Annotated in this window: 18 protein-coding genes; 12 read left to right on the top strand and 6 right to left on the bottom strand. The window is 39.6% G+C overall.

The window, feature by feature from the left end; all coding sequences use genetic code 11:
* Positions 1–35 precede the first annotated feature (35 nt).
* The 3 genes from KZP23_RS20845 (at position 36) to KZP23_RS20835 (ending at position 2,809) form a co-directional block, all read left to right on the top strand.
* Positions 36–356, top strand: a complete 321-nt coding sequence (locus KZP23_RS20845) for a hypothetical protein (protein ID WP_226333751.1) — start codon at positions 36–38, stop codon at positions 354–356.
* A gap of 139 nt (positions 357–495) precedes the next feature.
* Entirely contained in the window at positions 496–2,148 is a 1,653-nt protein-coding gene (locus tag KZP23_RS20840) for a SulP family inorganic anion transporter (RefSeq protein ID WP_226333750.1), read from the top strand.
* 22 nt (positions 2,149–2,170) lie between these two features.
* Complete coding sequence (locus KZP23_RS20835) at positions 2,171–2,809, top strand: carbonic anhydrase family protein (RefSeq protein WP_226333749.1); 639 nt, start codon at positions 2,171–2,173, stop codon at positions 2,807–2,809.
* Positions 2,810–2,877: 68 nt separating this feature from the next.
* Here the strand turns inward: KZP23_RS20835 and KZP23_RS20830 are convergent, their stop codons facing one another.
* A complete protein-coding gene (locus tag KZP23_RS20830; protein ID WP_226333748.1) occupies positions 2,878–3,228 on the bottom strand; it encodes a single-stranded DNA-binding protein in 351 nt (116 codons plus the stop codon).
* Between the two features lie 196 nt (positions 3,229–3,424).
* Here KZP23_RS20830 and KZP23_RS20825 point away from each other — a divergent pair, with 196 nt between their 5' ends.
* The 9 genes from KZP23_RS20825 (at position 3,425) to KZP23_RS20785 (ending at position 13,559) form a co-directional block, all read left to right on the top strand.
* The gene (locus KZP23_RS20825) at positions 3,425–3,799 is read left to right on the top strand and encodes a hypothetical protein (RefSeq protein WP_226333747.1); all 375 of its coding nucleotides are present in this window, start codon (positions 3,425–3,427) and stop codon (positions 3,797–3,799) included.
* Between the two features lie 79 nt (positions 3,800–3,878).
* Entirely contained in the window at positions 3,879–5,189 is a 1,311-nt protein-coding gene (locus KZP23_RS20820; protein ID WP_226333746.1) for a DUF2254 domain-containing protein, read from the top strand.
* 206 nt (positions 5,190–5,395) lie between these two features.
* Positions 5,396–5,842 carry a class I SAM-dependent methyltransferase gene (locus tag KZP23_RS20815; protein WP_226333745.1) on the top strand — a complete coding sequence of 149 codons (447 nt, stop codon included), beginning with the start codon at positions 5,396–5,398 and terminating at the stop codon, positions 5,840–5,842.
* Positions 5,843–5,941: 99 nt separating this feature from the next.
* Positions 5,942–6,133, top strand: coding sequence for a hypothetical protein (locus KZP23_RS20810; protein WP_226333744.1), 192 nt, complete (start codon positions 5,942–5,944; stop codon positions 6,131–6,133).
* A gap of 241 nt (positions 6,134–6,374) precedes the next feature.
* Positions 6,375–9,326, top strand: coding sequence for an FAD-binding and (Fe-S)-binding domain-containing protein (locus tag KZP23_RS20805; protein ID WP_226333743.1), 2,952 nt, complete (start codon positions 6,375–6,377; stop codon positions 9,324–9,326).
* Between the two features lie 168 nt (positions 9,327–9,494).
* Positions 9,495–10,646, top strand: a complete 1,152-nt coding sequence (locus KZP23_RS20800) for a glycosyltransferase family 4 protein (RefSeq protein ID WP_226333742.1) — start codon at positions 9,495–9,497, stop codon at positions 10,644–10,646.
* Between the two features lie 49 nt (positions 10,647–10,695).
* Positions 10,696–12,006, top strand: a complete 1,311-nt coding sequence (locus tag KZP23_RS20795) for a glycosyltransferase family 4 protein (protein ID WP_226333741.1) — start codon at positions 10,696–10,698, stop codon at positions 12,004–12,006.
* Positions 11,981–13,078, top strand: coding sequence for a DegT/DnrJ/EryC1/StrS family aminotransferase (locus KZP23_RS20790; RefSeq protein WP_226333740.1), 1,098 nt, complete (start codon positions 11,981–11,983; stop codon positions 13,076–13,078). Before KZP23_RS20795 ends, KZP23_RS20790 begins: the two co-directional genes overlap by 26 nt.
* Positions 13,079–13,169: 91 nt before the next feature.
* Positions 13,170–13,559 (top strand): DUF302 domain-containing protein, encoded by a 390-nt coding sequence (locus tag KZP23_RS20785; protein WP_226333739.1) that lies wholly within the window; start codon positions 13,170–13,172, stop codon positions 13,557–13,559.
* A 148-nt stretch (positions 13,560–13,707) separates the two neighbouring features.
* Here KZP23_RS20785 and KZP23_RS20780 read toward each other — a convergent pair whose 3' ends face one another.
* From KZP23_RS20780 to KZP23_RS20760, 5 genes are read right to left on the bottom strand one after another with little or no spacing between them, the layout of a single operon-like run.
* On the bottom strand, positions 13,708–15,198 hold the full coding sequence (locus tag KZP23_RS20780; RefSeq protein WP_226333738.1) for a lipopolysaccharide biosynthesis protein: 1,491 nt from the start codon (positions 15,196–15,198) through the stop codon (positions 13,708–13,710).
* Positions 15,199–15,201: 3 nt separating this feature from the next.
* Entirely contained in the window at positions 15,202–15,918 is a 717-nt protein-coding gene (locus KZP23_RS20775; RefSeq protein ID WP_226333737.1) for a class I SAM-dependent methyltransferase, read from the bottom strand.
* 52 nt (positions 15,919–15,970) lie between these two features.
* On the bottom strand, positions 15,971–16,828 hold the full coding sequence (locus KZP23_RS20770) for a glycosyltransferase family 2 protein (RefSeq protein WP_226333736.1): 858 nt from the start codon (positions 16,826–16,828) through the stop codon (positions 15,971–15,973).
* A 21-nt stretch (positions 16,829–16,849) separates the two neighbouring features.
* Positions 16,850–17,566, bottom strand: a complete 717-nt coding sequence (locus KZP23_RS20765; protein WP_226333735.1) for an SAM-dependent methyltransferase — start codon at positions 17,564–17,566, stop codon at positions 16,850–16,852.
* Entirely contained in the window at positions 17,547–19,985 is a 2,439-nt protein-coding gene (locus KZP23_RS20760) for a YfhO family protein (RefSeq protein ID WP_226333734.1), read from the bottom strand. The genes KZP23_RS20765 and KZP23_RS20760 overlap by 20 nt, the downstream gene beginning before the upstream one ends.
* Positions 19,986–20,188 lie beyond the last annotated feature (203 nt).

Below are 20,188 nucleotides of genomic sequence, written 5' to 3'. Positions count from 1 at the left end.
TTTGAATCTAACAAACTAGATTTACAAAATATCCTTTGATAGAATATCCAACATATAGAAAGACTGTTGCCGCCATATTTTTGGCGATTTTTGCCGTTTTGGTAGTGGGTCCAAGCGCGATTGCTTTGATCGATGACCAAATTGATATTTCTATTTGTTATTCGATGGTGGAAGAAGAGGAGGAGGAAGGTACTGAAAACCACAAGCCAGAAAAAGAAGAGTTTGTGGATAAGTCTATAGTCTGGGATGCAATATTGGCCCAGTCCAAAATCAAATCTGATTTGGATTTTCACCGGATACATGACTATCATTTTGTCCTTAGGGATCAATTCTGTCCCCCTCCAGAACATTCGTAATACTTTACAGCCGATTTGAGCTGAATCTAGGCAGCTTACATTTCCTTTTAATTTCAGGAGAGTTCCTTTGAAGCCAAAAAGAGGTTTCAAAGGATAATTATGCGCCTTATTTAATTACGAATTATAAAATTAGAATTTTATGACAAAGAAGACTAATCTCTTTGCAAACCTCAAGTCAGACTTGCCATCTGGTCTTGTAGTATTTCTTGTAGCCCTGCCATTATGTTTGGGGATTGCCATGGCATCCGGTGCACCATTATTTTCAGGGATCATTACCGGAATAGTTGGAGGTATTGTAGTTGGTTTTTTGAGCCAGTCCCATATTAGTGTTTCAGGTCCAGCAGCAGGTCTTACGGCTATTGTTATTGTAGCCATTCAGGACTTGGGGGGATTTGATATATTTTTGGTGTCAGTTGTATTAGCTGGACTCATACAGCTCGTACTAGGTTTTTTGCGAGCCGGAAGTATATCCAATTATATCCCTAGCAATGTCATCACAGGTATGCTTGCTGGTATAGGGGTGATTATCTTTATTAAGCAAATACCTGTGGCATTGGGATCAGATGTAGAAATTGGAGGTGGATTGGCTATTTTCTCAGACATTGCAGCCTCTTTTACAGATATCCAACCGGGAGTGATCTTGGTGACCGCTATTTCTTTGGCCATATTGATTGCATGGGATAAAATCCCGGCACTGAAAAAATTAAAACTGGTACCTGCAGCTTTGGTTGCTGTGATTTGCGGTGTATTGATAAATGAGTTTTTGATCATGTCAGGAAGTTCTCTGGCGATCGGAGAAAAATACTTGGTGAGTTTACCTGTACCTACCTCTACAGAAGATTTTAAAAATTTAATTACCCTTCCTCAATTTGGCGCAATTGCCAATCCTGAAGTATGGATTGTTGCCATGACCATAGCAATCGTTGCGTCGATTGAAACCCTATTATGTATAGAGGCTGCAGATCGTATGGACCCTATGAAAAGGGTGACCAATACTAACGTGGAATTGAAAGCCCAAGGGATAGGAAATATGGTCAGTGGATTGATAGGGGGCTTGCCTATGACTTCTGTGGTGGTCAGAACTACTGCTAATGTTAATTCAGGGGCTAAATCAAAAATGTCAGCAGTGATACATGGTGTGTTTTTGCTGATAAGTGTTTTGACCATTCCAGTTATTTTAAATAAAGTGCCGTTGGCGACTTTGGCTGCTATTTTATTATTGATTGGTTATAAGTTGGCCAAGCCATCTACTTTTGTTTATTTTTGGAATCAAGGAAAATACCAGTTCTTGCCTTTTGTGGCAACTTTAGGGGCAGTGGTATTCTTGGACCTTTTGAAAGGAGTAGCTTTGGGAATAGTTATCAGTGTGTTCTTTGTATTGAAGGGAAATGCCAAGAGAGTATACTATTTCAAAAAAGAGGATTATAGTGATGGAGATATTATTCATGTAGATCTTGCTCAAGAGGTGTCCTTTTTGAACAAAGCGGCTATCAAGCAAACACTGAACCACATTCCAAAGGGAGCCAGCGTGGTGATTGATGCTTCTGATACCGTGTATGTTACGCATGATGTGCTCGAGCTTATCAGAGAATTTAAAGATATTCAGGCACCAGAAAAAGGGATATCTGTGAAACTAATAGGCTTTAAAGCTTCTTATAATCTGGAAAATGACTTGGAAGAATCTAATCATGTATCCACTGAGCACAAGGAAGTACTATCCTACAGGAAAAATAGAAAAACATCTCATAAGGAGGTGATAACGGAACTGATCAATAATAATTCATCGAATTAATTTATAGAAATTTAAAATAAATATGAAAGCACATACCGCTGAAACTCAAGCAACAGTAACACCTGAAAAAGCATTAGACTTTTTAAAAGAAGGTAACCAAAGATTTGTAAATAACCTTAAGTACAATAGGAATTTGCTTGAACAGGTAAATGATACCAAAGACGGACAGTGGCCCTTTGCCATCGTATTAAGTTGTATTGATAGTAGAACTTCTGCTGAATTGATTTTTGATCAAGGATTGGGCGATATTTTCAGCACTAGAATTGCTGGAAATGTGGCCAATGAGGATATCTTGGGAAGTATGGAATATGCTTGCAAAGTGGCCGGCTCTAAACTTGTGGTGGTTTTGGGCCATAGTAAATGTGGGGCCATTAATGGTGCTTGTGCTGGAGTAAAAATGGGCAATCTTACGGGGCTGTTGAATAAAGTTACTCCATCGATCGAAGAAGTAAAAAAAGAACAAGCAGATAGTTTACCTACAGATCCTGTGTTTGTGGAAGCTGTTTCCCATCATAATATCATCCACACTATGGATGCTATTTTGGAAAGAAGTGAAGTATTGAATGAATTGTATGAAGCCGGTGAAATCGGTATAGTCGGAGGTTATTATAATGTAGAAACGGGTGAAGTGGAATTTACCAAAACCATGATAAAAAGCTAGGTGAAATGAATTATAAAAAAAGCAGCCGCAATTGTGGCTGCTTTTTTTGTTTTTGATAGGCCAGGAGCTTAGGCTTCAGCTTTGGTTTTGTCTCCTAATAAAACCAAGTCATTAACTTGAATTTCTGTAATGTATTTTTTGACACCGTTTTTGTCTGTATAAGTCCTATTGATGAGTTTTCCCTCAATGGCTATTTCAGAACCTTTGTCGGTGTATTTGTTGATGATTTCTGCAGGTTTGCCCCATGCTACCAGTTGGTGCCAAGTTGTTTCCTCTACACGGTCACCTTTGGCATTTTTATAAACCTCGTTAGTAGCCAAACTTATTCTGGCCATTGCATTGCCATTGTCCAATACCTTAAAATCTGCCTTGGCGCCTAGGCGGCCGATCAATTGTACTTTGTTTCTTAAAGTGTTCATAATAGAAATAATTTAGGTTAAAGAATAAATTTAAAGTCCTGCATTGAAGTAAATGCTTGGTTCAAATTTGGCTTAATGGCTGAAATGTAGTCGGGTGATAAATGTTTCTTTCCATTTGTAGTCGTTTGTAAACGTTTGCTTATCTGTACTTTGATTCGTAAATTCAATTAGTTTTTTCACGTAAACTTTATTTTTTATGTACTATGAAAAGAAGCAATGTCTTTATTGTGGACAGGTTATTCAAGGCAGGGCAGACAAGAAATTTTGTGATGACCAGTGTAGAAATAATTATAATAACCAATTGAAGGCAGTTAAGAATAATGAAATCAGGAATATCAATAATGCCCTGAAAAAGAACAGGAGTATTTTGGAAGAGCTATTGAGAAACTCAGAAGGGACTTTCAAGGTAAATAGGGAAAAGCTTTTGGAAGAAGGTTTTCAGTTTAAATACCATACCCATCATTATGTCAACAAAAAAGGCAATGTATATGTATATTGTTATGACTATGGGTATCTGGAATTGGACCAAAGTTCGGATTGGTTTTTGGTTGTTAGAAAAAAGTCAGGTTAGGATAACCGTCATATTGAACTTGGTTTATGACTAAAATTTACTTTAATAACTTATTTGATAAGATTTAGCAGTAGTAGTCTTGAAAAACAAAATCATTTATTTTTGGTCTCTTCTTCAATCCTCTTTTTGGTTTGTTCCATTGCAGTTGGTGTTGGCCTCCTTGATCGCTGCAATCTGTTTTATATATCTGGACATTATGTGGGATTTTGAGCCATCTGGCCATATCAGTTACTATGTGCTAGGAGGAGAAGATGCTGCAAGGAGTATTTTGTCTACCATTGCTGGGGCCATGATAGGGGTGGCAGGCACGGTCTTTTCCATTACACTGGTGGCTTTGACTTTGGCTTCATCGCAATTTGGTCCCCGATTACTACAAAATTTTATGCATGACGGCATCAACCAAGTGGTATTGGGTGCTTATATAGCTACATTTACCTATTGTCTGCTGGTGCTCAGGGCTGTCAAATCAGATGGTGAAATGGTTTTTGTACCCAATCTATCCATCATATTTGCAATATTTTTAGCTATTGTAAATATTTTTTTACTAGTGATTTTTATCCATCATATTTCTGTAAATATTCAGGCAGATCAGGTGATATCCAATGTTAACCTTAATCTGCATAAAAATTTCAAGCGACTATTTCCCAAAGAGGAAAATGGTGCTACTATGAGCGTATTAGATGAAGATAAACTATTAGAGAAGAAGTCGAAATTAAAGGATAAAATTGAAGTGTGTGCCCGAGAAAGTGGTTATTTACAATCGGTGGATCATGTTGGGCTTTTTGATTTGGCCAAAACGCTAGGAGGTTTGATAGAGGTGAAAAAGCATGCGGGTAACTTTATCATAGCGGGTCAGGTGCTGGCATTGATATTTAGCGCAAAAGAAGTGGAGGAAGAAAAGATAGATCAAGTAAAGTCTTTGTTTATTACAGGAAGGAAAAGGACTTCAACACAAGATGTGGAGTTTTCAATAAGACAGATGGTGGAGGTGGCGGCCAGAGCGCTTTCACCTGGGGTAAATGACCCCTTTACGGCCATTACCTGTATAGATAAATTGACGGATGTGATTTGTTACCTAACTTCTGCACAACTACCAAGTCCTTATCATTTAGATGAGGAAGGAGAAGTATTTTTGATAACAAAAACAATCAGTTTCGAAGATGTGATGAATGTCTCTTTTAATCAAATTCGCCAATACGGAGAAGATTCTCCAGCTGTAATTATCAGATTGATGGAAGCTATGCTGACCATATATGATTACGCTCAGAAACAGGAGCAAAAGAAGATTGTAAAAAAACATGCTCGGATGATTATGCATTTAGGGGAAAAGAGTTTTGTAGAAGAAAATGATATAGATGATTTGAGATTACGGTATGATCAACTTATATAACAACAGTGTTTTAACCCGAAATATGCATTAGCGTATCTATTACGGACTGAAAATGCTTTAAAATCAGTCGCTTTGCTGCTGTTTTCGACTTCACCATAGCGGTGCTATGCCTCAGTCTCCAAACAGCCTGATTTTCTTGCATTTTCAGCCCTCACTACGATTGCTAATGCATAATCCGGGTTTAAGAGCAATTCGAGGAATTAGTCATGGTAAAAGATAATTTTTCAGGACACGCTTCAGATTATAAAAAATTCCGTCCAGAATATTCAGATGAACTTTATGAGTTTGTATTTTCTCAGGTTTCTGGCAGATCTGCGGCTTGGGATGTAGGTACAGGAAATGGTCAGGTAGCAACTGTACTGGCCAAATATTTTGATAAAGTGGAGGCTACAGACATCAGTTCCCAACAATTGGCCCTAGCTCCCCAAAGAGATAATATTGTTTATGGCCTGAAGCCTGCAGAAGATAGTGGCTTTTCTGAAAATACCTTTGACCTTATTACGGTAGCACAAGCGGTACACTGGTTTCAATTTGACAAGTTTTTCACTGAAGTAAAAAGGACCTTAAAACCTTATGGAATCATTGCTTTGATGGGATACGGATTGGTCCAGTTGAAGGAAGGAGAAAAAGTACTTAGGGAGTTGTATGAATAGATTTTACGAGATTATTGGGCACCTGAAAGGAGATATATTGAGCAAAACTATGAAAGTATTCCCTTTGATTTTGATATCATAGCATCACCGCAGCTGTTTATGGCATATGACTGGTCATTCCAAGAGTTTATGGGCTATCTGAACACATGGTCTGCGGTTAAGCATTATGAGGCGATTCACAGAAAAAGTCCTTTGGCGTTGGTAGAAGAATCATTACAGGAGCTATGGAGCAGAGATAAAAAGATCAAAGTTAAATTTCCTCTTATTTTGAAACTAGGTGTTAATAGTTAGTTAAACCTTTTCAGGATTTATATGCTCCGAGATTCAATTTTCGGTTCTCTACTTTTCTATACCTGACAGCTTAAGCCCATTTCAATAAAAAGTTGTATGAGTTGTAATTTTGCTGAAATACTTAGGGCAAGTGCCTCTAAAATAATAAGGTTCTAGGGCTATATTTGGAGCTTTGTAATTTTTTCAACAGATAATTCATTTTATTATTTATTAGTTGCCTTAACTGTTTTAATTTTATGGCATGTCTAAGGAGCAAGAGAATTTGACACCATTTTTGGCTGAATTGGCCAAAGAATTATCCGGTGAATTATATTACGATCAATTGATGAAAACCCTTTATGCCACGGATGCATCGGTATATAGGGAATTACCTTTGGCGGTGGCCACACCAAAAACCAAAGATGATATTAAAAGGCTTATCCAATTTGCCAATACCCACAAAACATCTTTGATTCCTAGGACTGCCGGAACTTCATTGGCGGGGCAGTGTGTAGGAGATGGAATAGTGGTGGATGTATCCAAGCATTTTACTGAAATTTTGGATTTTAATAAGGATGAAGGTTGGGTACGTGTACAGCCAGGTGTGGTAAGAGATGAGTTGAATGCATTTTTAAAGCCACATGGTTTATTCTTTAGCCCAGTGACTTCCACCGCAAACCGGGCCATGATCGGTGGAATGGTGGGAAATAATTCCTGCGGTACGACTTCGATTATTTATGGATCTACTAGGGAGCATACTATAGAACTGCAAACTATCCTGAGTGATGGTTCTGAAGCTACTTTTGGAAAGATTTCTAAAGAGGTTTTTGAGGAAAAGAGAAAGCAAAATAATCTGGAGGGAGATCTCTATAAAAAGGTATATGAGGAGCTGAGCGAGGTGACCAATCAGGAAAATATCCGTAGCCAGTTTCCAAAATCAAGCATCCAAAGGAGAAATACCGGGTATGCAGTGGATTATTTATTGGAAACAGAGATTTTTTCTGATATTGATACTGAATTTGATTTTTGTAAGCTACTATGCGGATCTGAAGGTACACTAGCCTTTACTACGGAAATCAAGATCCATGTAGATCCACTTCCGGATCCAAAAGATGTGGTAGTTGCAGCTCATTTTGGGAGTATTCATGAAAGTATGAAAGCCACACAGCTGGCCATGAAATTCCATCCCACAGCCTGTGAGCTGATGGATAAAATCATTTTGGATTGCACCAAGGAAAATATTGAACAGAGTAAGAACCGTTACTTCGTAGAAGGTGATCCAGAGGGAATCCTGATGATTGAATTCAGGGGGAAGACAGAGGAAGAAGCATTGAAGGATGCACAGAGGATGATCGATGGGATGAAAGCTGCTGGTTTGGGCTATGCATATCCGATCATTACGGGCGAGAGAACTAAGAATGTTTGGGCATTGAGGAGTGCTGGCTTGGGCTTATTGGCCAATATTCCCGGGGATAAAAAAGCAGTTGCTTGTATTGAAGATACGGCTGTAGACATTGATGATTTGGCAGATTTTATCGATGAGTTCGGCGAAATCATGAAGGGATTTGGGCAAAAACCAGTTCATTATGCGCACGCTGGTGCTGGAGAGATTCACCTACGCCCTATTTTGGATCTTAAAAAGTCCGAAGATGTGGAGGACTTTTATAAAATAACTGAGGCGGTCGCCAAGCTGGTAAAAAAATACGATGGCTCATTAAGTGGAGAGCATGGAGATGGAAGGGTAAGGGCAGCATTTATTCCTATAATGGTAGGAGAGGAAAATTACCAGTTGTTCAGGAGGATTAAGCAATCCTGGGATCCCAATAATATTTTCAACCCAGGTAAAATAGTAGACACTGCTCCAATGACCAGTTTTCTTCGTTATGAGCCTGATATGGTCACTCCAGAATATGAAACAGCCATGGATTTTGGGCATGTTGGAGGGATTCTTAGAGCAGCCGAAAAATGTAATGGTTCGGGAGATTGTCGGAAACTACCGATTTCTGGCGGGACGATGTGTCCAAGCTATATGGCTACCAGAAATGAAAAAGATACTACCAGAGGAAGGGCCAATACTTTAAGGGAATTTCTGACCAAGAATACCAAGGAAAATCCTTTTGACCATCCTGAGGTGAAAGAAGTGATGGATCTCTGTCTTTCTTGCAAGGGTTGTACATCTGAATGTCCTTCCAATGTGGACATGGCCAGCCTAAAAGCAGAGTTTCTTTACCAATATCAAAAGACCAATGGGGTGCCGTTGCGGAGTAAGGCCTTTGCCTATATCAATAATCTTAATGAACTGGGAAGCCTGGTGCCGGGCTTGACCAACTTCATGATGACCAACAAATCGACTGGAGGTATGATGAAGAAGTTCTTAGGGGTGGCTGAGCAAAGATCTTTACCTACCATCGCCAAGGTGAATCTCAGGAAATGGTACAAAAAGAACTACAGCAAATTGCCGGTAGCAGAAAAGTCCAATGGTCGGGTGAATTTCTTTTGCGATGAATTTACGAATTTCAATGATACTGAAATAGGAATAAAAGCCATTAAATTGTTGCATCACTTGGGATATGAAGTGGTGATGAGGGAGCATACCGAAAGTGGACGTGGCGCTATTTCAAAAGGTCTATTGGACCATGCCAAAGATTTGGCCAATAAAAATGTGCAGATTTTTAAGGAGGTGGTAAGCCTCAATGAACCTTTGGTAGGTGTTGAGCCATCAGCAATTTTAAGTTTCAAGGATGAATATCCAAGATTGGTGAAGTCTGAATTGGTAGAAGCTGCCAAGAAACTAAAGCAGAACAGTATGATGGTAGATGAGTTTTTGGCCAAAGAGGTTATGCGAGGTAATATTACTGCTGATCAATTCACCAAAGAAAATAAGAAAATATTGCTTCATGGCCATTGTCACCAAAAATCACTCAGCTCTGTTACCTTTACCCAAAAGCTATTGACATTGCCTGAAAACTATACTTTAGAAACTATTCCATCAGGTTGCTGTGGGATGGCAGGTTCTTTTGGATATGAGGAAGAACACTATGAGGTGAGTATGAAGGTAGGAGAGCTGGTGTTGTTCCCGACAGTAAGGAAAGCAGCAGAGGACACCATAGTCGTGGCACCAGGCACGAGCTGTAGGCACCAGATTGCAGATGGTACGGGAAGAAAGGCACTGCATCCAGTAGAGGTGCTATTTGATGCTGCTGGCTTAAAATAAAATTTCTTTTGGTTGGCAGTCATCTATTCGACTGTCAACCATTATTTTACTTTTTGATTTTTTGGTCGAATATTTGATGATGAACATTATGTTGTATTTATAATTCATCTCCAAGATATATTCCTTCACTTTTTAGGTATATATTTGCGCTTTTAAAGGAAAAAATTGATGCCAAAGTTAATCCGAGTAACCACCGTACCCATCTCCCTAAAACTGCTTCTTGCAGGGCAAATGAAATATATGAAAGATGCTGGCTGGGAGGTGCTTATGGTAAGTGCAGAAGGTAAAGAAGTCCATGAGGTAAAGCGGAAAGAAGGCTGTGAACATTTTGAAATTCCTTTCAGTAGGAAAATCACACCCCTGCATGATTTAATTTGTCTTTGGAAATTGATACAACTTTTTAAGCAGGAAAAACCCGATATAGTCCATACCCACACCCCAAAAGCAGGTTTGCTTGGGATGATTGCGGCCAAGTTTGCGGGTGTGAAGGTTCGGATCCATACTGTGGCCGGGATGCCTTATGTGGTGACCAAGGACAACAAGCGGAAGCTTTTGGAGACCATGGAAAAGTGGACTTTTGGAAATGCCAGCCATGTATGGCCCAATGCCAACAGCTTGAAGGACTTTATTTTGAAAGAAAAGCTATGTGTTCCCGAAAAAATGGAGGTTCTGGGCAATGGTTCTTCCAACGGTGTAGACCTAGGACGGTTTAACCGGGATAATTTGAAGGAGAATCATTTGGTCGCCGCAACCATGAGGGTAATGCCCGGAGAAAATGATTTTATCATTTTGGCTGTGGGCAGACTGGTGAAAGATAAGGGAATAGAAGAGCTGGTAAATGCCTTCTTAAATTCCAAGATTATCAACCAGTCCAAATTAGTGCTTTTGGGGGATTTTGAGCAAGATCTTAATCCCTTGGAGGAGGATGTCATCCGTAAAATTGAAGATCACCCAAGAATCGTACAGGTAAACTGGTCTGAGCATGTGGAGCATTATATGGCCATTTCAGATGTATTGGTTCATGCTTCTCATCGAGAGGGATTTCCCAATGTGCTCTTAGAAGCTGGAGCTATGCAACTTCCTATTATCTGTTCTGATATCAATGGGAATATAGATATAGTGACCAATAAAAAAACTGGATTGGTTTTTCCCGCAAAAGATAAAGCAGTACTTAAAGAAGCCTTGGAGTTTGCTTTTGTAAAGAGGGATGTCATGCAAACTTTGGCAGATCACCTTTATGTAGAGGTTACCTCAAAATATGATCGTAAAAAGATGCATGCTTTAATCTTGGACAAGTACCGTGAATTAACGGCTAAGTAGCTTTTTGGCTCATTGAGCTAATCATCTCACAAAAGCTTATATTTGTTTCATGGAAGAGAATAAGAAGGTACTCATTATCACCTATTATTGGCCACCAAGTGCCGGATCGGGGGTTCAACGTTGGTTGAAATTCGCCAAATTTTTACCCGAACATGGATGGGAACCTGTGATTTTTACTCCCGAAAATCCAGATTTTGAATTGAAGGATGAAACCATGCTTAAGGAAATTTCATCTCAATGGGAGGTGATAAAGTTTCCGATTTGGGAGCCATATGGTGTTTTTAGGTTTTTAAAGAAAAAGAAAAATGGTCAATCAGCTGACCCATCAAAACTGATGGAAAAGCGTAATAAGAATTGGTTTGACCAAACATCAATGTGGCTGAGGGCCAATGCCATGATTCCTGATCCAAGGGTTTTCTGGGTGAAACCTTCCGTGAATTATTTGTTGGACATACTGGAAAAAAATAAAATTCAGGCGATTATCACCACAGGCCCGCCGCATAGTATGCACTTGATCGGCAGAAATTTGAAAAGAAAGTCTGGTCTGCCATGGATTGCGGATTTTAGGGATCCTTGGTCCACTTGGGAGTTCCTTGATACATTGCCGATGATGAAAACCATAAAAAAAAGGCATGAGCGCTTGGAACAGTCGGTGTTCAGGGAAGCGGACAATGTGGTCACCATATCACCTACTTTTCAGGAAGAGATTAGTAAGATTGCTGAAAGGGAAATTGATTTGATCACCAATGGATTTGATTCTTCTGATCTGCCAAAGAACTTCAAAAAACAAAAGAAAAGGGGAAAGGTTTTTGAGATTGTCTATACTGGGATCATTGATGCTATCAGAAATCCTATTCCATTTTTGAAGGCTTTTAAATCAGCTTTTGAGCCTCATGAGCAGGAAGTAAAATTGACTTTTGTAGGCCGCGTGAGTGAGAAGGTGAACAACTATATACAAAAAGATTCCTGGCTGCAAAACAGGGTAGAATTTCCTGGCTATTTGCCCCATGAAAAGGTATTTGCTTTCTATGAGAAAGCAGACATGCTTTTACTGATACTTACCAACACGAAAAATGCCAAAGGGAATATTCCCGGTAAACTTTTTGAATATATAGCCACTGGCAGGACCATTGTGGCATTGGGGGATCCTGATGGTGATGCAAGCATGATCATCCAAGAGGCCAGGGCAGGAAAAGTATTTGCACATGAGGCTGTAGGGGAAATAAAAGGATTTTTAGAAAATCAAGTGAATTTGGAAGAGGGAGAAGAGCGTGAAAGGGATATCAGCAGATTTGAAAGAAGAACATTGACCAAGAAATTAGCCAATTTACTTAATGAAAAAGTCAATACCCTTTCTTGAACTTGCCGCAATGCATGCGGATTTGGCTGATGAGCTTCAATCAAAGTTTGCTCATATGCTTCAAAAGGGGGTTTTTTCTGGAGGGGATGAAATAGCTGAATTGGAGAGAAGTTTGGCAGTTTATCTGAAATCCCGTCATGCGATAGCATGTTCCAATGGTACCGATGCCTTGGAATTGGCATTGCGCGCTTTGGAGATAGGACCTGGTGATGAAGTGATCGTGCCCGCATTGACCTGGGTATCTACTGCTGAGGTCGTCAAGATGGTTGGTGCTGAGATTGTGTTTTGTGATGTGGATTCCAATGGTCTGATCAATATTGACCAGATGGAAAGTATGATCACAAAAAGGACAAAGGCGGTCATTCCTGTTCATCTTTATGGGAAAATGGTAAATATGGATAGATTACTTTCCATTACAAAGCCAAAAGGAATCAAGGTGGTTGAGGATGCAGCGCAAGCACTGGGAGCCTTTAAACAAGGAAAAAGCGCTGGAGCCTTTGGTGATATTGGTTGCTTTAGTTTTTATCCCACCAAAAACCTAGGTGCCTTGGGGGAAGCTGGTCTCCTGATTACAGCTGATGATTTTTTGGATAGAAAGTTAAGGCTATTGCTTACACATGGACAACCCGAAAGGGACGTTCATGAACTGATCGGAAGAAACAGTAGAATTGATACATTGCAGGCAGGTTTTTTGAATGTGAAGCTGGATTATTTTTTACCCTGGCAACAAAAGAGAAAACTGCTTGCAGGAATATATTTGGAACATTTACAGCACATAAGGGGAATTTCGATGCCCAAAGGTATCTTAAAAGAAGACCATAATGCTCATCTTTTTACGATCAAATTGGAAGAAAGGGATAAGCTTAAAGGTTATTTGTTTGATAGGGGAATAGGCACTGCCATTCACTATCCTTTGCCTGTTCCAGCTACTCCGGTTTTTAGTGACAATGGTGATTTTCCGATAGCCAATAAAATAGCTAGTACAACACTTTCTTTGCCACTTCATCCTTATTTGGGAGAGCGAGAGGTGAGACTAGTTTGTGAGGGAATTCAGGGGTTTTTCCGGAGTTAGATATTTCAGTCATCAATACTTTGTGACCTAGGTCACCGTTTTGAAGCGAGTTATTTAGTATTTTAAGCTTGAATCAAAATAGAGACTAACCATGAATTATTTCTTTAATAAAACACTTCAAAATGCCAGTTTTGATAAGGTAATTGGTCAGGTAACGGAAGCCTTGAAAGCAGAGGGCTTCGGGGTACTTACAGATATTGATGTAAAAGCTACTTTTAAGAAGAAACTGGATATAGATTTTAGGAATTACCGTATTCTCGGTGCTTGCAATCCTAATTTTGCCCATAAGGCTATAGATGCAGAGGATAAAATAGGCGTATTTTTGCCATGCAATGTAGTGGTGCAGGAATTGGAGAATGGGGATGTGGAAGTGGCTGCCGTGGATCCAATAGCTTCCATGTCAGCAGTAGAAAACCCTTCTCTTGGGGAAATAGCTGGCCAGGTCCAGGAAAGTTTGAGAAGGGTAGTAGTTGGCTTATGAAATTAAAAGGATTTTTCTGAGGCTGTCTCAAAATTTGTTATTGGTACTATAGGGAAAACTTCTTGCTTGATTTTGTTTTTGAAAACCAACGGCTTGAGGTTTTTCCTACTTTTAGAATGGCATCTGCTTAGATTTTAAGTCAGTCTCTTTATGCTTTAAAACCAATCGTTCTCAGGTATTTATCCATTACTGCATTAAAGTCAGGTGAACACTTTGTGAAGTAAACAGCAGGCAAATAGAACACTAACACCAGACTTCCTTTAATCAGCAGGTTAAGGTAAATATTTCCAATATTCGGGATAATATCAATGATCAGCCAGATAATCCCAATTATGGTCAGCGTTTTGAGGCTTTCCCATGAAAAAGGTGTCAAATTGTATTTTTGTCTTAGGAACCAGTAACGCATTCCATTGATCAAGATCATACTAAGCAAGGAGGCCATTGCTGCTCCTGATACGCCCATGATGGGGATTAATAGGTAGTTGGAAATGATCAATAGGGCTAAGGTCAGGAAGCCCATAAAAAGGTTATAATAATAGTGCTTTGAGACAGCAATGATTTGATAGTTGACAGAAGTAATATTGTCTATAAGCTGTGCTAGGGCAGTAAAGAGCAACACAGGTAATGCTATGGCATAATTTTCTCCCAAATACCCTCCAATGCTATAGCGATTTCCCCATACACATAGGAAGATTAAGCCTCCGATGACCAATAAGGTTTGGCTGCTTTTCCGATATATTTTTTGGATATTATCATAATCATGAACTGCCATGGATTCTGAGATGGTTACGATAGATACTCGTCTAATCGCCTTAGCAGGTACGCTAATTACAATTCCAAAAAAGAATAAGGTTACATAAATACCCACCGCTTCTTCACCAATCAGCCATTGAATCATATAAGTATCTATGTATAAAATAAGTCCACCACTTAGGATTTCAAGAATACCAGAAGATGAAATCCCAGCGATGTCGCGTTTTTCCTGTTTAGTAAATGGACCTGGTCTCCCCAATGTGAAAACCTTGGCTTTATTTAGGAAGATATAGGACATTAAAACAGGAATAGTAAAAATGGCCAAATTGAAATAAACCAGCTGCTGGAAATCAAGCCATTGGAAGTAAAATAAAACAAGCCCTATTATGGGAAGGAATTTTTGGATAATACTATCTGCAAAAACTCCAGGTAAGGGTTGGTGGTTAGTGCGGAGATAAGCGTCAAGAATGTATTGAAAAACCCTGAACCCAATCACGAGTAATATACCCCAGTAGAAGGTGTTATTGTAATGGAAATTTTCAAAACCACCATCTTGGGTCTGGAAAATGAAGCTTTTACTCGCTAAAAAAATAGGAATGGCCAGTATACTACCTATCAGCCCTACTAAAAGAGAAAAGGTGATAAAACTTCTCTTTTTTTCAGGATTCCCCTTGAATTCCGGTACCATTTTCAATGTGGTCAAGTTGGTACCCAAAGTGAAAATAGAAGCGAAAAGGGCGGTGGTGTTCAAGACCAGTTGAAGGAGGCCTATTTCTCCCTCGGTCAATATTTTGGGACGGAGTAGGGCAGAGCCCACAAAGCCAATTAATATCCCTGCGTAGGCGATGATGGTACTTTGAGAAGATTGTTTCCTTATGATCCCCATGTTTTAAGGTTTGATCCAAAAAGTGGTGTCAGAAAGTCCTGTAGTGCAAGTGAAATGTTCCCAATCTTTAAGTAATTTAAAGGCAAGCTGGTAACTTGGCCGATCAGAATTGTCCAAAATCATCAAACCACCGGATTTTAGTTTGGGAATAGAATTGAGCAGACAGGCCACTCTTGCCCTTCCATCTACCAGAATAAAGTCAAAATAGGCATTTTCAAATTCATCAGCTACATGAAAATATTCCCAGAACTGGGGCTTAAATGCGTAATCTTCTTCTTTTAGATGTAGCTTCTCAAAGAATTGAGGCAATTCCTTTACATGTAAATTGGGGGCTTCAGCGATAAATCGGTAATCAATATTATCGAGCTGGTTTTCTTCAAACCACTTTGATACATGTTCATACCAACCTTGGTGGTGCTCAATACTGACCAATTTTTTTATCCTCTGGGCAAAAAACTTGGAACTGGCACCGCTGCCAAACTCCAGGCCAACCATGTCCTTTTTTAACCAAGTTTTCAGGAAATTTACGGCAGAAGGGGCAAACCAGGGGGTGGGTTTATTCCACCATCGAAAGACATAGAATACGCCTTTGATCAATGGACGGCAGATGCGATAACGTAAGTAAGTAAATCCATCACTTTTTTCTCTCCGCCAATTGTCATTAGGAAGTATGCTTTTATCTTGAGCTTTTTTGAGTTGTTGGATGATTGGATGTGCCATGCTATTGGATATGCCCTGTACTTATTAGTGGTCAAACTTATAAAAAATCGGCTTATTTACCGCTGATCTTTTGAAAGATGTTTTTCCAGCGATAGGAACGGATAAATTTACCCTCTTCTTTGGAGACCACAGGGACGGTATTGTCTAAATTGGCACGGATATAGCCAATCATGCTGTGAAGAAGGTAAAGTGGCTTTTTTTGTTTGATGCTTACTTTGGCCATGGATAAGAAAGCAATGCCTAAGCCGTAGCGCATTTTGTACATGGCTTGCCCTTGCATGTATTTCGCTTTTTTGGAATAGGAAGAGCCTGTGGGACGAAGGTGCTGAACTTTTAATTCAGGAAGGGTGATTACCTCAAAACCATAATACCTGCAAAGCAGCTCATCTATGGTGTCCCAACCTATGCTACATCGTAAACCGTTCATTTGTTCAAATAATTGTCTAGAGTAGGCCTTAAAAGCTCCTCGGACATGGTCTTTGCCCATCGGGTGGTTGAGTTGCCATTTTCCATTTTCCAATTCGTAAGCAAAACCGCCAACTATTCCAGCAAATGGGTTGTTTTTAAAGACCTTTGAGACTGTTTCAAAATAGTTTTCGGGTAGGATCAGGTCTGCATCCAGTTTGACAATAAAGTCATAATTCACATCGAGAATATTCATGCCCTTTTCAAAGGCGGCAACTACTTTGCTTCCTGGCAACCGGGAAGCTTCTGTTTGACTGTTGACCTTGCGGATCCATAGGAATTGGGCTGCATATTCATCAATAATCTCTTCTGTATTATCTGATGAATGGTCATTGACGATTACTGCTTGGGCGGGGAGCAAGGATTGTTTTGCAAGAGAATCCAATAGTCCAGGTAAAAACTTGGCCTCATTATGAGCAGGGATAATAACACTGTATTTTAGCATAAAATCGGTTGGTGCTGCCCTTTACATCAGCAAGTTCATAAGATTAAATTGCAGCTTTTCCTTTTTAAGAGCCCATTTCTTTTTGGGTGTGGGCTGATCCATTGTTTTAATTGGTTTGAAGATAAAATACTGAAAATCATCTTCCTCATAATAAACCGAATAGGACATGCTTTTATCAAGGTAAAATCCATTGTCGCTAATACTTTTTATCAGATCACCTATATTGACGATAGATTCAAAAAACTGTAGGGATTCTGGGTCGTTTTCAGCTTTCCAAGTAGAAAACTGAGGGGTGGGCAAATTGATGAAAATGATAGAATCTTCGTGGGAATGGCGTTTGATCCCTTCGAAAATCCTAAAATGATGATCTTTGGAAACCTGTTGTAATATTTCTGATATTACAAAGAAATCATAGGTGTTTCCCTGGCTCTCATAAGCTTTCATTTCAGCAATTTTAAAACTAAGGTTTTTTTGATCCTTCCAGCCTTCCTGTGCTTTATGAATACTTTGAGGACTTATATCGATGCCCAGAACATGTCCGTTTTTTGTTTTTTTGGCAATAAGGTGACTTAGCTCACCCAGGCCGCAGCCTATTTCCAAAACACGATGATTGGATTTTAAACCTGATTCTACCAATTTTTCTAAGACGCGAAGGTATCTTAAGTCTATTTCATCTTTCTTGGGTTGGGCCTCAAAACGGTCATAGTAACTGAAATATTTATCCTTTTTCTCTTCCATATTTTGGGTGCTTTGTGAATGGCAGTATTATCCCCACCAATAGCAATAATATAATAAAATATTGGGAAGAAACTGCAATAAAAGAACCCTTAAAATAGGACTTAGGTTCAAAGCTGAAAATGATATTTGATGAACCTTCTGGAACCATTAAGCCCCTCATGAGGTAGTTAGTGCGGATAATCTCCGCAGGTTTTCCATTGATGCTTGCGGTCCAGCCTGCAGGATAATATATTTCAGAAAATACGACCAAGCCAGCCTCTTTGGCTTCGACGGTATATTCCAGTTTATTGGGTTGGTATTTATTTAGTTTTACTGTACCTGCTCCGGTTTCAGCTTCAAACTCAGATATGTTAATAGTTGCTTGTGTTTTTGTGTCCATTTCGGACAAAGCCTTGATCTCTTCATCATTAGAGTTTACAGTGATGATTTCAGAAGGGAACCAGGCAGGACCGTTGGCTTCTGGGTTTTTGAATACCGCATTTTCTGCCTGACCAGCTATAATATATTTGGTGTTGAGCATATTGACCGCCTTGAGGCTTTGGTAATCAAAATTACCTTCTTGGGCTTTTTGGACAAACTGGCCAATTTCCCCTTGCAAAACCCGATCTATCAGGTCTTGGTATCTTCTCATTTTTGCACCATGGTAACCTCCAATACTATTGAACCTGTAACTGGTCCTAGCTTCTTGGAAGGTGTTTTGTAAGTTGAGCACCCTGAAATATCCATTGTCCTGCAAGATTTTTTTGTCCGCACCATTTGGGGCGAAATAAGTTTCACTTGGGCTTTTTGACAAAGACGCATCGTTGAGGTAGCGCTTATTTACTGTCCATACATCTGCAATGACCATCACGGCTATACCCAAAGTAGCATAGAGATAAGTGGTTTTTTCTTTTATGGCCAGGTAAATCAAAAGTCCACTTGCTGCAATAAAGGCCAAGCTTCTGAAGGCGTCTTTTTGCAAGAGGGCCTTTCTGTCCGCACGTATGGCTTTGCTGAGCCATTCTGGGAAGTTGGCATCTGCGGCTCCTTTAAAACCAAATGCTCCTGCCAAAAGAATCAATAATAGGGTGAAGCCACCTACAATGGCCAGTGCTAATAAAAAGGCTTTGAACTTCTTCTTTTGGTCTTTTTGGACAAAAAGGTTTTCTAAACCTATGCATCCTAATACCGGGATGGCAAATAGGGTAATGCCCAAGGCCATGGAAACAGCCCTGAATTTATTATATCCAGGAAGAAAGTCAAACAGGGTATAATTGAACCAAGCCAGGTTTTTTCCCCAAGCTAACATCAAAGATACTATGGTGATGACCACAAAAATATTTCTGTACCTCTTAGGAGCGTAAATCATCCCTATCACAAACAAAAATACCATAATGATGCTGCCATAAATGGGGCCTCCAGTAAAGGGCTGATCCCCCCAATAAGTAGGGGCTCCTTGGATGAAATTGTTTAATTGTGCCCCGGAAACTCCATTTTGTTGGAGGGCCTTTTCTGTATGGGAATCTTCACCGAGGTCTTCTTGACTGGCACCACCAGAGAAGTTCGGGACCAAAAGGGTCAAGGATTCCAGTTTGCCTTGAGACCAGCTAAAGGCGTAATCCTTGCTCAGGCCACTTTCATTTTGAGTATTGCCTTCCAAGGTCTTTTCACCACGGATGGAGTATTCACCGTACTCTAAAATTGATATCAGTCGGTTGGCATTTCCAGCCCCTGAAAGGACACCTGCCAATACCAAAATTCCGGCAACTTTTCCAAATTCAGCCAATCTTTTTTCTTTACTATAATAAACCAATTGTCCTATTCCATAGATAAGGATGACTATCAGGGTATAATAAGTAATTTGCAAGTGGTTGAAGCGGATTTGTAGCATTAAGGCCAAAGCGGTGATGGCAAATCCCAATATTTTTTTTCCATTGAAGGCCATGTGAATGCCTGCAAGAATAAGGGGAATCAGGCATATAGCCCATATTTTGGCATTATGTCCTGCTTCCAGGCTTAGCATATTGAAGGTATTAAAGGCAAAAGCCCATGCACCCATAACGGATATTTCAGGTCTGACTTTGAAGCAAAGCAGAAGTATATACATACCGACCATTCCAAAGAAAAGTCCATTGATAGGGTGGGGCAGACCTAAGGTCAAGATGGATATGACAACCCTAGATATATCGCCTGGATATTCAGTATTGATCAGGTAAGCGGGCATTCCTCCAAACATTCGGTTGGTCCAAAGGGCTTCCTCTCCTGTTTCCTCCCGAAAGTCTAGCACCTCTTTAGCAGAACCTTCCCATTGGAGGATATCATTTTGGAAAATCATTTTTCCTTCAAAAAGAATAGGAGAAAAATATAAAACGATCAGGGTATAAAAAGAAACGATCCCTAAGAGGTGAGGTAAAACCTCTTTTTTAAAATTGATTTGCATGCTGCTTATTTTGTTATTCCTATTTTAGAATGATGTGCAAATTATAAATTAATGGGGATTTCTAATAAATAATACAGATGAGAAGTTTTCTGCCTTTGATAATACAAATAACAATGATAGTATAGAAGAAGTCAAAATTGGATGGCTTAAGAGAAGAGGAGGGATAATTTTAGAATTTGATTTTACCAAGAGGTACTAAATTT

The sequence above is a fragment of the Echinicola marina genome (assembly GCF_020463795.1).
Classification (GTDB): domain Bacteria; phylum Bacteroidota; class Bacteroidia; order Cytophagales; family Cyclobacteriaceae; genus Echinicola; species Echinicola marina.
This window is presented reverse-complemented; position numbering and strand designations above follow the sequence as displayed.